Origin of the sequence: Micrococcus sp. KRD128 (genome assembly GCF_017168395.1) — a bacterium.
GTDB lineage: Bacteria > Actinomycetota > Actinomycetes > Actinomycetales > Micrococcaceae > Micrococcus > Micrococcus luteus.
This window is the reverse complement of sequence record NZ_JABFAX010000013.1, coordinates 87110-100042: the sequence shown is the minus strand read 5'-3', so window position 1 is coordinate 100042 and position 12933 is coordinate 87110. Positions and strand designations below refer to the sequence as shown.

Annotated in this window: 11 protein-coding genes; 10 read left to right on the top strand and 1 reads right to left on the bottom strand. The window is 75.0% G+C overall.

Features of this window, described 5'->3' with window-relative positions; genetic code table 11:
• The first annotated feature begins 181 nt into the window (after nt 1–181).
• The 9 genes from J1M44_RS05910 (at nt 182) to crtX (ending at nt 7455) form a co-directional block, all read left to right on the top strand.
• Complete coding sequence (locus J1M44_RS05910) at nt 182–730, top strand: hypothetical protein (protein WP_002857352.1); 549 nt, start codon at nt 182–184, stop codon at nt 728–730.
• A 161-nt stretch (nt 731–891) separates the two neighbouring features.
• Nucleotides 892–1968, top strand: a complete 1077-nt coding sequence (locus J1M44_RS05905; protein ID WP_206480746.1) for a polyprenyl synthetase family protein — start codon at nt 892–894, stop codon at nt 1966–1968.
• Between the two features lies 1 nt (nt 1969).
• On the top strand, nt 1970–2866 hold the full coding sequence (locus J1M44_RS05900; RefSeq protein ID WP_206480745.1) for a phytoene/squalene synthase family protein: 897 nt from the start codon (nt 1970–1972) through the stop codon (nt 2864–2866).
• Nucleotides 2863–4554, top strand: a complete 1692-nt coding sequence (gene crtI, locus J1M44_RS05895) for a phytoene desaturase family protein (RefSeq protein WP_206480744.1) — start codon at nt 2863–2865, stop codon at nt 4552–4554. Before J1M44_RS05900 ends, crtI begins: the two co-directional genes overlap by 4 nt.
• Nucleotides 4551–5435 carry a prenyltransferase gene (locus tag J1M44_RS05890; protein WP_070708834.1) on the top strand — a complete coding sequence of 295 codons (885 nt, stop codon included), beginning with the start codon at nt 4551–4553 and terminating at the stop codon, nt 5433–5435. Before crtI ends, J1M44_RS05890 begins: the two co-directional genes overlap by 4 nt.
• Nucleotides 5405–5794, top strand: a complete 390-nt coding sequence (gene crtYg, locus J1M44_RS05885) for a C50 carotenoid gamma-cyclase subunit alpha CrtYg (protein WP_206480743.1) — start codon at nt 5405–5407, stop codon at nt 5792–5794. The genes J1M44_RS05890 and crtYg overlap by 31 nt, the downstream gene beginning before the upstream one ends.
• On the top strand, nt 5791–6147 hold the full coding sequence (locus tag J1M44_RS05880; protein ID WP_206480742.1) for a lycopene cyclase domain-containing protein: 357 nt from the start codon (nt 5791–5793) through the stop codon (nt 6145–6147). Before crtYg ends, J1M44_RS05880 begins: the two co-directional genes overlap by 4 nt.
• Before the next feature lies 1 nt (nt 6148).
• On the top strand, nt 6149–6700 hold the full coding sequence (locus tag J1M44_RS05875; protein WP_206480741.1) for a hypothetical protein: 552 nt from the start codon (nt 6149–6151) through the stop codon (nt 6698–6700).
• Nucleotides 6697–7455 (top strand): C50 carotenoid glucosyltransferase CrtX, encoded by a 759-nt coding sequence (gene crtX / locus J1M44_RS05870; RefSeq protein ID WP_206480740.1) that lies wholly within the window; start codon nt 6697–6699, stop codon nt 7453–7455. The genes J1M44_RS05875 and crtX overlap by 4 nt, the downstream gene beginning before the upstream one ends.
• Nucleotides 7456–7472: 17 nt before the next feature.
• Here the strand turns inward: crtX and J1M44_RS05865 are convergent, their stop codons facing one another.
• Nucleotides 7473–9158, bottom strand: a complete 1686-nt coding sequence (locus J1M44_RS05865) for an SDR family oxidoreductase (RefSeq protein WP_206480739.1) — start codon at nt 9156–9158, stop codon at nt 7473–7475.
• A 134-nt stretch (nt 9159–9292) separates the two neighbouring features.
• Here J1M44_RS05865 and J1M44_RS05860 point away from each other — a divergent pair, with 134 nt between their 5' ends.
• A complete protein-coding gene (locus J1M44_RS05860) occupies nt 9293–12724 on the top strand; it encodes a DEAD/DEAH box helicase (RefSeq protein WP_206480738.1) in 3432 nt (1143 codons plus the stop codon).
• Nucleotides 12725–12933 lie beyond the last annotated feature (209 nt).

The following is a 12933-nucleotide window of genomic DNA, read 5'->3' as shown; positions in this document are numbered from 1 at the left end:
GCGGTCGTGCGGGGAGGGCGTGGCCGGGGTCTGCATTCCTCTCAGTGTGGCAGGCGAGCCGGGCCGCCCATCAGATGTGGGCCACGTCACCTCCGCCCGATCTCGACGGCCGGGCGTGGCTAGAGTGCTGAGGTCGACGCCACACCCCGGCGCGTCCCACATCACTCGAGGAGAGCACCCCATGGCCTTCGCCGCCCTGTCCCGTTCCGCCCGTCTCGCCGGCCTGTCCGCTGCCGCGCTGCTGGCCCTCACCGCGTGCGGCGGTCAGGACTCGTCCGACGCCGACGCGTCCGCCTCGACGTCGGCGCCCGCCTCCGCGTCCGCGCAGGGTTCGGAGTCGTCGTCCGCCTCGGCGTCGTCGCTGTCCGCGGCCCCGGCCGACTACGAGGCCGGCACGTGCTTCACCGCCCCGCTCGGCGCCCGTGACCTGTCCTCCTTCGAGACCACCGACTGCGAGGGCGCCCACACCGCGGAGTACCTCTGGGCCGTGCCGGCCGTGGCCGAGGGTGAGGAGGCCGACCCGGCCGCCGCCCAGACCTGCACCGCCCAGGCCCAGCGCCTGAGCGAGGAGAAGGAGGACCAGCTGAACGGGGCCGTCCTGACCTCCTCCGAGCTGGGCAACTACGGCACCGACGAGAAGCACTGCGTCGTGTACGGGGTCTCCGGTGAGTGGGAGGGTCAGATCGTGGACCCGGAGATCACCCTGGAGACGGCGTCCGCCGATGCCTGATCCCGGCGGCGGCCCCGTGCGTCGTGAGATCGCGTCACCCGGGACCGCCGCGCATGGACGCGGGACCGGCGCGGGCCGTAGTCTCTTCTGCGTCCAGAAGTTAGACGGTCGAACAGATGCGGCGGTCGGTGCCGCGTCGTGTCCGCCACCGAGGAGGCGCCATGGGTGAAGCGAGGACGGGCGGCGAGGCCGCGCTCTCCGGGCTGACCGCCGAGCTGGACGCCGCGCTCCGACATGCCGCGGCCCAGGCACCCGGATCCGCCGCCTTCGCCGAGCTGCTCGACTCGCTCCACGTCCATGTGGGCGCCGGCAAGCTCATCCGCCCCCGTCTCGTCGAGCTCGGCTGGCGCCTGGCGACCGCCGACCCGGTCCCTCCGTCCGGCCGCGCTGCCGTCGACCGACTCGGGGCCGCCTTCGAACTGCTGCACACCGCGCTGCTCGTCCACGACGACGTCATCGATCGGGACACGCTGCGGCGCGGCCAACCCGCCGTGCACGCCTCCGCCCGGCACCGCCTCGAGGCCCGCGGGGTGCCCGCCGCGGACGCCGCCCACGCCGGGGTCGCAGTCGCCCTCATCGCGGGGGACGTCCTGCTCACCCAGGCGTTCCGGCTCGCCGCCACCTGTGCCGCCGACATCGCCCGTGCCGCCGAGGCCGCCGCCGTCGTCTTCGACGCCGCCGCCGTGACCGCGGCCGGCGAGCTCGAAGACGTGCTCCTGGGGCTGTCCCGCCACACCGGTGAGGAGCCCGATCCCGACCGCATCCTCGCCATGCAACGGCTCAAGACGGCGCACTACACGGTCGGCGCGCCCCTGCGCGCCGGCGCCCTCCTGGCCGGGGCGGATCCCGACCTCGCCCGGGCGATGGGCGAGGCCGGCGCCGACCTCGGCGCCGCCTACCAGGTGATCGACGACGTCCTCGGCGTGTTCGGCGATCCCGGGGAGACCGGCAAGTCCGCCGACGGCGACCTGCGCGAGGGCAAGGCCACCGTGCTCACCGCCCACGGCCGCCGCATCCCCGCCGTCCGCGCCCTGCTCGACGCGGGCCCGGCCACCCCCGCGGACATCGAGGCCGCCCGCCGCGCCCTGGAGGAGGCCGGCGCCCGGGAGCACGCCCTCGACGTCGCCGCCGAGCTCACCGTCCGCGCCCGCGAGCGCATCGCGGCCCTGCCCCTGGACGAGACGGTCCGGGCGGAGTTCGCCGACGCCTGCCACGCCGTGCTGCCCCGGAGGTCCTGAGATGGCCGCGCCCGCCCCGAGCCCTGCCGCGCTGTATACGCGGACGGCCCACGCCGCAGCGGCCCAGGTGATCCGCCGTTACTCCACGTCCTTCTCCTGGGCCTGCCGCACCCTGCCCCGGCAGGCCCGCCAGGACGTGGCCACGATCTACGCCATGGTCCGCGTCGCCGACGAGGTGGTCGACGGCGTCGCGGTGGCCGCCGGGCTCGACGAGGCCGGGGTCCGCGCCACCCTGGACGACTATGAGCGGGCGTGTGAGGCCGCGATGGCGTCGGGCTTCGCCACCGACCCGGTCCTGCACGCCTTCGCCGACGTGGCCCGTCGCCACGGCATCACCCCGGAGCTGACCCGTCCCTTCTTCGCCTCCATGCGCGCGGACCTGGGGATCCGCGAGCACGGCGCCGAATCCCTGGACGCCTACATCCACGGCTCGGCCGAGGTGGTGGGACTGATGTGCCTGCAGGTCTTCCTCTCCCTCCCCGGCACGCGGGTCCGGACCCCGGGCGAGCGGCAGGAGCTGCGCGCGCAGGCCTCCCGGCTGGGGGCGGCGTTCCAGAAGGTCAACTTCCTCCGGGACCTGGCCGCGGACCACCACGAGCTGGGCCGCACCTACCTGCCCGGTGCCGCACCGGGTGTGCTCACCGAGGCCCGCAAGGCCGAACTCGTGGCCGAGGTCCGCGCCGACCTCGACGCCGCCCTGCCCGGCATCCGTGCCCTGGACCCCGGGGCCGGGCGCGCCGTGGCCCTGGCGCACGGACTGTTCGCCGCCCTGGCGGACCGGATCGAGGCGACCCCGGCGGCCGAGCTGGCCCACCGCCGTGTCCGGGTGCCGGACCGCCAGAAGGCCCGGATCGCCGCCCGCGTCCTGGCCCGTGGCCGCCGGGGAGGTCGCCGATGAACGCCCCGGACACCGCTCTCGGCCCGCGCACCGTGGTGGTGGGCGGCGGGTTCGCCGGACTGGCCACGGCGGGCCTGCTGGCCCGCGACGGGCACCGGGTGACGCTGCTGGAGCGCGGCGCCGTCCTGGGCGGCCGTGCCGGACGCTGGTCCGAGGCGGGGTTCACCTTCGACACCGGGCCCTCCTGGTACCTGATGCCCGAGGTGATCGACCGCTGGTTCCGCCTCATGGGGACCTCCGCCGCCGAACGACTGGACCTGCGCCGCCTGGACCCCGGCTACCGGGTGTACTTCGAGGGGCACCTCCAGGAGCCTCCCGTGGACGTGCGCACCGGCCACGCGGAGACGCTGTTCGAGTCCCTCGAGCCCGGCGCCGGGCGCCGGCTGCGGGCCTACCTCGACTCCGCGTCCCGGATCTACGGGCTCGCCAAGGACCACTTCCTCTACACGGACTTCCGCCGGCCGGCCGTCCTGGCCCACCCGGACGTCCTGCGCGCCCTGCCGGCCCTCGGGCCCCAGCTGCTGGGGGGCCTGCGCTCCCATGTCGCGGCCCGCTTCCAGGACCCCCGGCTGCGCCAGATCCTGGGCTACCCGGCGGTCTTCCTCGGCACGTCCCCCGACCGTGCCCCCGCCATGTACCACCTGATGTCCCATCTGGACCTCGCCGACGGCGTGCAGTACCCCCTCGGCGGGTTCGCGGCCCTCGTGGACGCCATGGCGGAGGTCGTGCGCGAGGCCGGCGTGGAGATCCGCACCGGGGTCGAGGCGACCGCCGTGGAGGTCGCGGACCCGCCCACCGCGGGGGCACGCCTCCGCGACCGGCTGCCGATCCCCGGCCGCCCGCGAGGGGACCGGGGCCGACGTCGCCGCCCGGGCCGGGTGACCGGCGTCGCCTGGCGGTCCGCCGATGGCGCCGTGGGACGCCACGACGCCGATGTGGTGGTGGCCGCTGCGGACCTGCACCACGTGCAGACCCGTCTGCTGCCTCCCGGCCGGCGCGTCGCGGAGTCCACGTGGGACCGGCGCGACCCCGGCCCCTCCGGCGTGCTCGTGTGCGTGGGGGTGCGCGGATCCCTGCCCCAGCTGGCCCACCACACCCTGCTGTTCACGGCCGACTGGGAGGACAACTTCGGGCGCATCGAGCGGGGGGAGGACCTCGCCGCGGACACGTCGATCTACGTCTCGCGCACCTCCGCCACGGACCCGGGCGTGGCCCCGGAGGGCGACGAGAACCTCTTCATCCTCGTCCCGGCCCCCGCCGAGCCGGGGTGGGGGCGCGGCGGCATCCGGGTCCGTGACGGCCAGGGCTGGCGGGTGGACCGCGCCGGGGACGCCCAGGTGGAGGCCGTGGCGGACCGGGCCCTCGACCAGCTGGCCCGCTGGGCCGGGATCCCGGACCTGGCCGAGCGCATCGTGGTGCGGCGCACCTACGGGCCCGGTGACTTCGCCGCGGACGTGCACGCCTGGCGGGGTTCGCTGCTGGGCCCCGGGCACACGCTGGCGCAGTCGGCCATGTTCCGCCCCTCGGTGCGGGACGCGGACGTGGCCGGCCTGATGTACGCGGGCTCCTCGGTGCGCCCGGGCATCGGGGTGCCCATGTGCCTGATCTCCGCCGAGGTGGTCCGGGACGAACTGCGCCACGACGCGCGCAGGGCCCGGCCCGCGGGCCCCGGGGGGAGCGGCACATGATCCGCACCCTCTTCTGGGCGTCCCGGCCGGTCAGCTGGGTGAACACGGCCTACCCGTTCGCCGCCGCCGCGATCCTGACCGGGGGGCTGCCCGCGTGGCTGGTGGTCCTGGGCGTCGTGTTCTTCCTGGTGCCCTACAACCTGGCCATGTACGGCATCAATGACGTGTTCGACTTCGCCTCGGACCTGCGCAACCCCCGCAAGGGGGGTGTGGAGGGCTCCGTGCTGGGCGACCCCGCGGTGCGCCGCCGGGTGCTGGCGTGGTCGGTGCTGCTGCCCGTGCCGTTCGTGGCCGTGCTCGCGGGCTGGTCCGCCGTGCGGGGCGAGTGGGCCGCCGTGCTGGTGCTGGCGGTGAGCCTGTTCGCCGTGGTGGCGTACTCCTGGGCGGGGCTGAGATTCAAGGAGCGGCCCTTCCTGGACGCCGCCACCTCCGCCACCCACTTCGTCTCCCCCGCGGTCTACGGCCTCGTGCTCGCCGGGGCGACCCCCACGCCCGCCCTGGCGGCGCTGCTGGGGGCGTTCTTCCTGTGGGGCATGGCCTCGCAGATGTTCGGGGCGGTGCAGGACGTGGTGCCGGACCGGGAGGGGGGCCTGGCCTCGGTGGCCACCGTGCTGGGCGCTCGGCGCACCGTCCTGCTCGCCGCCGGCCTGTACGCGGCGGCGGGCCTGCTGCTGCTGGCCACCGACCCGCCGGGCCCGCTCGCGGCGCTGCTGGCCGTGCCCTACGTGGTGAACACCCTGCGCTTCCGCCGCATCACGGACGCCACCTCGGGCGCGGCCCACCGCGGCTGGCAGCTGTTCCTCCCCCTGAACTACGTGACCGGCTTCCTCGTGACCCTGCTGCTGATCGGGTGGGCGCTGACCCGGGGGGCGGCGGGATGATCTACCTGCTGGCCCTGCTGGGTGTCATCGGCTGCATGCTGCTGGTGGACCGGCGCTTCGAGCTGTTCCTGTGGCATCGCCCGCTCCCGGCGCTGCTGGTGCTGGCCGCCGGGGTGGCCTACTTCTTCGCCTGGGACCTGTGGGGGATCGCCGAAGGCGTGTTCCTGCACCGGCAGTCGCCCTACATGACCGGGGTGATGCTCGCCCCTCAGCTGCCCCTGGAGGAGGGGTTCTTCCTGCTCTTCCTCAGCCAGATCACGATGGTGCTGTTCACCGGGGCGCTGCGCCTGCTGCGCGGCCGGGGACGTGACGGACGTGTCGCGACGCCGGCCGATCCGACCGACCGGGGGAGCCGGTGACCTTCCTCGACCTCGTCCTCGTCTTCGTGGGCTCCGCGCTGGCCGTGCTCGTGGGCGCCGCCCTCGTGGGCCGTGTGCGGGGCGGGCACCTGCGGGCCGTGGCGGCCACCCTGGTGGCCCTGTGGGTGCTCACGGCGGTCTTCGACAACGTGATGATCGCCGCGGGGCTCTTCGACTATGGCCATGAGCTGCTGGTGGGTGCCTACGTGGGCCTGGCGCCCGTGGAGGACTTCGCCTACCCGCTCGGCTCCGCCCTGCTGCTGCCGGCGCTCTGGCTGCTGCTGACGAGCGGTCCTCGTGCCGGTCGGCGCGGCCGTCGGCTGGGACGCCGCCCCCACCCGGACGATCGCTGACATGCTGCCGCTGATCCCCGCGGACCTGCTGCGCGCGCTCGGCCTGATCCTCGTCCCCTTCGCGGCGGCGCACGCCGGATGGCCGTCCGCGGCGGCGATGCTGCTCGTGTTCGGCTCCCAGTGGCTCACCCGCTGGCTCGCCCCGGGCGGCGCCCTGGACTGGGCCGCGCAGACGGTCCTGCTGCTGGCCGGGTGGCTGAGCGTCATCGGCCTCTACCCGCGGGTGCCGTGGCTGGACCTGCTCGTGCACGCCGCCGCCTCCGCCGTGGTCGCCTGTCTGACGGCACTGGTGGTGGGGGCGTGGCTCCGGCGTCGGGGGACCGAGGCCGGGCAGGCCGTGGCGCTGCTCGGTCGGGGCCTGGCCGGGCTGGGGATCGCGGCCGCCGCCGTGGCCCTGGGCGTGGTGTGGGAGCTGGCCGAATGGTGGGGGCACACGGCGGTGACCCCCGAGATCGGTGTGGGCTACACGGACACCATCGGCGACCTCGCCGCCGATCTCGTCGGCGCCGGGGTCGGCGCCGCCCTCGCCGTGCGCCGGGAGCGCACCCGGTGACCCCGGCCCGCCCCACGGTCTCCGTGGTCGTCCCGGTGCTCGACGACGCCGACCACCTGCGCGTGTGCCTCGCACTGCTGGCCGCTCAGAGCCGGCCGGCGCTGGAGGTGGTGGTGGTGGACAACGGCTGCGTGGACGACTCGGCGGTGCTCGCCCGCGCCGCCGGCGCGCGGGTGGTGCACGAGCCGCGCCGCGGGGTCCCGGCCGCGGCGGCCGCCGGCCTGGACGCCGCGGTCGGGGAGCTGCTGGTGCGCTGTGACGCCGACACGCGGATGCCCGCGGACTGGCTCGAACGGATCGTGGCCCGGTTCGACGCCGACTCCGGGCTCGACGCCCTCACCGGGCCGGGGACCTTCCACGACCAGCCCGGCCTCCGGGGGCGGGTGCGGGCGGCGCTCTACACCGGCGCGTACCGCTGGGGGGCGGGCGCCGCGGTGGCGGCCACCCCCGTCTGGGGCTCCAACTGCGCCCTGCGCGCCGAGGCGTGGCAGGCTGTGCGGACCCGGGTCCACCGCGAGCGCGGGGACGTGCACGATGACCTGGACCTGTCCTTCCAGCTGGCCCTGGCCGGCCGCCGGATCCGGTTCGATCCGGACCTGCGGGTGGAGGTCGCCGGGCGCATCTTCCACTCCCTGCGCCAGCGGGTGCGGCAGGGCCGGATGGCCGTCACCACCCTGCAGGTCAACTGGGCCCGGCTGTCCCCCGGGCGGCGGTGGCTGCGCCGGGCGGCCCGGGCACGTCCCCGGTCCCGCTGAGCGCGTGGTCCCGTCGGTCAGTCCCGGGACTGAGCGCCGTCGGCGTCGCGGGCTCGCCTGTCCAACGGGTTGCGACGCAGGGGCAGGCGGTCCACCAGCGGCCGCAGCAGGCCGCGGGTGCGGGGACGCGCGCCGCCGTCGTGCCGGCGCTGGGCCTCGGCCAGGATGTTCGCGGCCATCTCCGGGAACACCACGGCGTGGAAGGGCAGGATGGCGGTCCAGTAGGCGCGTCCGAGCAGGCCGTCCGGCATGAAGACCGCCCGCTGGCGGTAGACGGAGCCTCCGCCCTCCCGCGGCTCGGTGCTCAGCTGCAGCCAAGCCCGCCCGCCGGCCTTCATCTCCGCCCGTAGCGTCAGCCGCCGCCCCGGCTCCACGTCCTCCACCCGCCACCAGTCCACGGCGTCGCCGCGTCGCAGGTGGTCCGGGTCCCGCCGGCCGCGGGTCAGGCCGGGCCCGCCGGCCAGCTTGTCCATCAGCCCGCGGATCTTCCACAGCAGCGGGGTGGAATACCAACCGTTGGCGCCGCCCACCGACTCGATCACCGGCCACACCTCCTGCGCGGGCAGGTCGGACTCGCGCTCGCGCTCGTCCGTGTAGACCGTGGTGCCGGCCCACTCGGGATCCGAGGGCAGGGGGGCGGCCGGGTCCGCGGAGCTCTGGAGGTCCGCGTCGAAGGTGACGTCCAGGGGGCCCTCCTTCTCCCGCTTCAGCGCCAGCCGCACGGCGTCCATGTAGGAGGTCAGCCCGCCCGGCGGGTCCGGGATGAGGTCGCGGACCGAGCGGTCCTCCACGACCGCCTCCTCGGCGAGGGATGCGGCCAGGGGCAGGGCCACCCCGACCGGGATGGGGGTCACCGTGCCGATCCAGAAGCCCGCCAGGTTCTTCAAGGGCAACGGGGTGGGGATCACGATGCGCCGGGACAGGCCGGCGGCACGGGCGTAGTCCACCAGCACGCTCGCGAACGACTGGGGGTGCCCGTTGCCGATCTGGGCCCTCAGCTGCACGGGCTCCGGGAGGGCGCAGGCCTGCAGGAGGTAGTACAGGACGTCGCGGATGGCCAGCGGCTCCACCCGGTTCTTCAGCCAGGACGGGCCGGGCATCACGGGCAGCCGTTCGGAGAGGTGGCGGATCATCTCGAACGAGGTGGAGCCCGAGCCGATGATCACCCCGGCCTCGAACGTCAGCGCCGGGGTCGCCGCCCGCTCGAGACGCTCGGCCACGAGGGCGCGGGAGCGCATGTGGTCGGACAGCTCCGCGACGGGGACCGTGTCCGGGTGCAGGCCGGAGAGATAGACGAGCTGGGCCACGCCGGCCGTGTCCGCGGCGGTGCCCACGATGTCCGCGATCCGCTGCTCCTGGGCCACGAAGTCGCCGCCCCCGCCCATGGAGTGCACGAGGTAGAGCACGGTGTGCACGTCCTGCATGGCGGCTTCGACGAGGTCCGCCTCGGTGAGGTCGAGCTCCACCGCCTCGATGCTGTCCGACCACGGCCGGTCCGCGAGGCCGGAGGGGTTCCGGGCGCCGGCCCGGACGTCGAAGCCGGCGGCGAGCAGCTCGGGGATGAGGCGCCCGCCCACGTACCCGGTGGCACCGGTGACGAGGACGCGACGGCCCCGGCCTTCCGGCAGGGACAGGCCGAGGGGGGAGGTGTGGGGCGCCGGCGTGGCACCGGCGTGGACGGGGGAGGGCTGTGTGGACGCCATAGGCGCACTCTAGGGTCCGGGGCGGGCCGGCCTGAAGGTCTCGGGTGTTGGACCCGGGAACGGGGTGGTCGGCGTGCCACCGGGTCGGCGTCGGTCGGAGCGGGCCCGGCACGGTCCGTGAAAGACTGCTCGCTATGGCCACTGCAGATTCCGGAGACGTCCTGCCGCACCTGCGCACCGAGGCCATCCGCGCCGTCGTCGGGCCCACCAGTGCGGACCGCGGCTTCGCCGTGGCCGCGTCGGGCGCCGTGGGGCGCCTGCGCTACGACGCCGCCACCGGCCGCCTGAGCGCCTCCGTCCAGGGCACCGCGCCCAGCCCCTACCGGGTGCAGGTGCAGCTGCAGGAGGCCTATGACGACGCCGCCGAGGACGGTGCCGGCGCCCTCATGGAGCCGGTGGGCGGGCGCTGCACGTGCCCGGTCGGGACGGACTGCAAGCACGTGGCCGCCGCGCTCTACCAGGTGGTCCGCCTCGACGCCGACCAGGCCCTCGACGACGCCCGCCGCAAGCTCGCCGAGATGGTCACCACGGCGGACGCGCTGCCCGCGCCCGCCGGACGGGGCCACGACGACGGCGGCCCGGCCGGCCTCGACGCCCCGGCCGCGGACGGGGCGGCGCCCCCACCCGCTGCTGGCCTGGACTGGCGACGGGTCATGGAGCCGCTGGCCGGGCTCGACGGTCCGCGCCGGCTGGGCACGCCGCCCGCGCTGGCGATCGGCGTGGAGCTCGTGGCCGAGTCCTCCCGCAACGCGTTCCAGCAGTGGGGTCCGGCGACGGCCGGGGAGGAGCAGGTGCGCGAGGGCCGTCCGCTGTACGTGACCGTGCGCCCGCTCAAGCGCGGGGCCAAGGGGACGTGGATCAAGGGCGGGCTGACGTGGAAGGCGTTCCAGTTCCCGCGCGCCGAGTTCGCCCCCGCCCAGGAGCGGGCGATGCGCCTGATCTGGCGTCAGGTCCAGGCCGAGGACTCGTACCCGGGCGACGCCTGGTTCGGTCTGCACGTCTTCGACTCCCCGCGGATCTGGCAGCTGCTCGCGGAGGCCCGCGAGGTCGGGGTGGAGCTCGTGCCGCTGGGGTTGCTGACGGACGTGGTGCTGGAGGCGCCCGCCGCCGTCGGGCTGGACGTCACCCGCGCCCCCGACGGCGGCCTGGACGTGGCCCCGGCCCTGGACCCGGCCCCGCCCGGCCCCGGGCTGAGCGGTGTGCACGCCGTGGGCGGCATCGGCTTCTACCGCGTGGAGCTCACGGACGAGGAGGCCGTGCTCCACCTGATCCCCGCCGAACGCCCCGTCCCCGAGGCCGTGCAGCAGCTCGTGCTCGCCGGCGGGCCCGTGCGGGTGCCCGCCGCGGACCGCGAGGAGTTCCTCGGCCGGATCTACCCGCGGCTGCGTGGCGCCCTGCCCGTGGCCAGCGGCGACGCCTCCGTGGAGCTGCCCGAGTTCGAGCCGCCCGTGCTGCGGCTGCGCGCCGACTTCCGGCCCGACCACGAGCTCGTGCTGCGCTGGTCCTGGCTCTACTTCGACCCGCCTCGCGAGCTCGGCCTCGACGCCGGCGGCGACCCCCTGCGGGACACCCGGCACGAGGACGCGGTGCTGCGCGCCGTGGCCGAGCTCTGGCCGCGCGCCGGCCGCGCCGAGGAGCAGGTCCTCGAGGGCGTGGGCGCCGCCCGGTTCTCCGAGCAGGTGCTGCCGCTGCTGCAGCGCGCCGACCACGTGCGCGTGGACGTCACCGGCGACCGCCCCGACTACCGCGAGCTGAAGGCCGCCCCGCGCATCGAGGTCGGCACGAAGGCCACGCAGAACGACTGGTTCGACCTCGGCGTGCAGGTCTCCGTGGACGGGCACGTGCTGCCGTTCGTGGAGCTGTTCACCGCGCTCGTGCAGGGCAGGACCACGCTGATCCTCTCGGACGGCTCCTACCTGGGCCTCGACCACCCCGCCTTCGACCGGCTGCGCGCCCTGCTCTCCGAGGCAGCCACCCTGCAGGAGTGGACCCCGGAGCACACCCCCGTCTCACGGCACCAGGTGGGCTTCTGGGAGGACCTCAAGGAGCTCGCGGACGAGGTGGACGAGGACCCGGAGTGGACCGCCGCCGTCGGGCGTCTGGCCGCCGTCGAGCGCCTCCCCGAGGCCCCGCGCCCCGCCGGCCTGAAGGCCGACCTGCGCCCCTACCAGGAGGAGGGCCTGCGCTGGCTCGCGTTCCTGTGGGAGCAGGACCTCGGCGGGATCCTGGCCGACGACATGGGCCTGGGCAAGACCGTCCAGACCCTCGCGCTCTTCGCCCACGCACGCCAGGCCCGGCCCGAGCGGCCGCCGTTCCTCGTGGTCGCGCCGAGCTCCGTGGTGTCCGTGTGGGCGGCCGAGGCCGAGAAGTTCACCCCGGACCTCGACGTGCGCGTCCTGGACACCACCACCCGCAAGCGCGGCACCGCCGTGGCGGACGAGGTGGCGGGGGCGGACGTGGTGGTCACCAGCTACACGCTCCTGAGGATCGACGCCGGCCAGTACGGCGGACTCGACTGGGGCGGGGTGGTCTTCGACGAGGCACAGTTCCTGAAGAACCGCGCCGCGAAGGTGCACACGGTGGCACGCGACCTGCGCGCCCCCTTCCGACTGGCCATCACCGGCACGCCGATGGAGAACTCCCTCAGCGACCTGTGGGCGCTGCTGGGCGTCGTCGTGCCGGGCCTGTTCCCGAGCCACCGCCGGTTCCGCGAGACCTACGTGACCCCCATCGAGACCGGGGAGGACCCCGAGCGGATGGCGGCCCTGCGCCGCCGCGTGCGCCCGTTCATGCTGCGCCGCTCCAAGGAGCTCGTGGCGAAGGACCTGCCGCCCAAGCAGGAGCAGATCCTCCAGGTGGAGCTCGAGCCGGCCCACCGCAAGCTCTACGACCGCGTGCTCCAGCGCGAGCGCCGCAAGGTGCTGGGGCTGCTCGGGGACATGGACGGCAACCGGTTCACCATCTTCAAGTCGCTCACGCTGCTGCGGATGCTGGCGCTGGCGCCGCAGATCGTGGACGACCAGTACGCCTCCGTGCCCAGCTCCAAGCTCGAGCGGTTCCTCGACGACCTCACCGAGGTGATCGGCGAGGGGCACCGCGTGATCGTGTTCAGCCAGTTCACGAGCTTCCTGCGGGTGATCGCCGAGGAGCTGGACCACCTGGAGATCGAGCACGCGTACCTCGACGGCTCGACGCGCGGGCGCGCCGACGTGATCCGCGGCTTCCGCGAGGGCGAGGCGCCGGTGTTCCTGATCTCCCTGAAGGCGGGCGGCTTCGGCCTGACCCTGACCGAGGCGGACTACGTGTTCCTCATGGATCCGTGGTGGAACCCCGCCGCGGAGGCGCAGGCCGTGGACCGGGCGCACCGGATCGGGCAGGAGCGGACCGTGATGGTCTACCGGCTCGTGTCCGAGGGGACGATCGAGGAGAAGGTGCTCGAGCTGCAGCGGCGCAAGGCCGAGCTGTTCGGTGCGCTCATGGACGAGTCCGACGACTCCGGCGCCGGCGCCTTCACCGACTCCCTCACCGCCGAGGACATCCGGGAGCTGCTCGGCGCCGAGGAGTGAGGGCCGCGCGAGGCGGGCCGGACGTTTTCGTTCGGGAAACGGCGGCGTGTCGAGACGTTTTCGTTCGGGAAACGGCGGCCCGCCCGGCCGTTTCGTCAACGAAAGTCCTCCCCGGGGCGCCGTTTCCCGAACGAAAGCGGGGGGTAGCCTCAGGCCATGCGTCGCCCGTCCCGTTCCAGTGCCCCCGCCCCCGCCAGCACCTGTCTCTT

Excerpts from the sequence above, each read along its gene's own strand:
- J1M44_RS05900 (WP_206480745.1), top strand. The coding sequence starts at position 1,970 with ATGGCCGCGCCCGCCCCGAGCCCTGCCGCGCTGTATACGCGGACGGCC.
- J1M44_RS05875 (WP_206480741.1), top strand. The coding sequence starts at position 6,149 with ATGCTGCCGCTGATCCCCGCGGACCTGCTGCGCGCGCTCGGCCTGATC.
- J1M44_RS05910 (WP_002857352.1), top strand. The coding sequence starts at position 182 with ATGGCCTTCGCCGCCCTGTCCCGTTCCGCCCGTCTCGCCGGCCTGTCC.
- J1M44_RS05905 (WP_206480746.1), top strand. The coding sequence starts at position 892 with ATGGGTGAAGCGAGGACGGGCGGCGAGGCCGCGCTCTCCGGGCTGACC.
- J1M44_RS05860 (WP_206480738.1), top strand. The coding sequence starts at position 9,293 with ATGGCCACTGCAGATTCCGGAGACGTCCTGCCGCACCTGCGCACCGAG.
- J1M44_RS05890 (WP_070708834.1), top strand. The coding sequence starts at position 4,551 with ATGATCCGCACCCTCTTCTGGGCGTCCCGGCCGGTCAGCTGGGTGAAC.
- J1M44_RS05865 (WP_206480739.1), bottom strand. The coding sequence starts at position 9,158 with ATGGCGTCCACACAGCCCTCCCCCGTCCACGCCGGTGCCACGCCGGCG.
- crtI (WP_206480744.1), top strand. The coding sequence starts at position 2,863 with ATGAACGCCCCGGACACCGCTCTCGGCCCGCGCACCGTGGTGGTGGGC.